This is a genomic window from Streptomyces durocortorensis (assembly GCF_016901035.1).
GTDB classification, from domain to species: Bacteria; Actinomycetota; Actinomycetes; order Streptomycetales; family Streptomycetaceae; genus Streptomyces; species Streptomyces durocortorensis.
Genome location: NZ_JAFEUF010000539.1, coordinates 1 through 727, shown reverse-complemented (window position 1 = coordinate 727; position 727 = coordinate 1). Strand labels below are relative to the sequence as shown.

Here is a 727-nt window from a genome sequence, read left to right as displayed (position 1 = left end):
CCGGCTGCGGGCGGCCCCCCCCCCCACGACCGCGCCGCCGTCGGCGAGGCCCCGCCCGGCGGGGGGGGGCGGGGGCGCCCCGGGGGGCCCCCCCCCGCCCGCCCCCGGGGGGGGGGGCGCCCCGGGGCGGGCCCGCTGGGGGGGGGGGGGGGGGGGTAGGGGGGGAAGCGTGGACAACTCAGGCACCTTTCGGGCGCGCCTCGGGTACGTCGGGGCGTGCGGGATCGCCCGGGAAGCCGCCGGGGCACGGAGGGAGGAGAGGTGGGGGTGAGAGTGGGGTGAGGGTGGACCGTGGTGGGGTGAGGGGGAGGGCGGGGAGCGTGCGTCCACGTCAGGGCATCGACGTGGCCCCATCAGTCGTCGCTGCCGAGGTCGACGTCTCTGTCGCCGCCGGTGGCGTGTCGGGCGTGGTCGTACTCGTCCTCGTGGACAGTCCGCCCGGCGCGGTGGTCCGGGCCGATGTCCCCTCCGTGCCCGCGCTCCCCGGCACCGTGTTGCTCGGCGTCGGCGGCGGTGACGGCGGCTCCGTAGGCAGCCCCTGCGTCGGTACGGGCGACGGGTGGCCGGGCGACGGATAGCCGGGCGACGGGCTCGTGGGCGGGGCGGCCCGCCCCCGCCCGACCCCCCCCCCCCCCCCCCCCCCCCCCCCCCGCCCCCCCCCCCCCCCCCCCACCCCCCCCCCCCCCCCCCCCCCCCCCCCCCCCCCCCCCCCCCCCCCCCCCCCCCC

At 83.5% G+C, this 727-nt stretch carries 1 protein-coding gene; it reads left to right on the top strand.

Annotated features, from left to right (window positions below; all coding sequences use genetic code 11):
- Positions 1 to 320: 320 nt before the first annotated feature.
- The gene (locus JS521_RS35980) at positions 321 to 578 is read left to right on the top strand and encodes a hypothetical protein (protein WP_205087032.1); all 258 of its coding nucleotides are present in this window, start codon (positions 321 to 323) and stop codon (positions 576 to 578) included.
- The last annotated feature ends 149 nt before the right edge of the window (positions 579 to 727 follow it).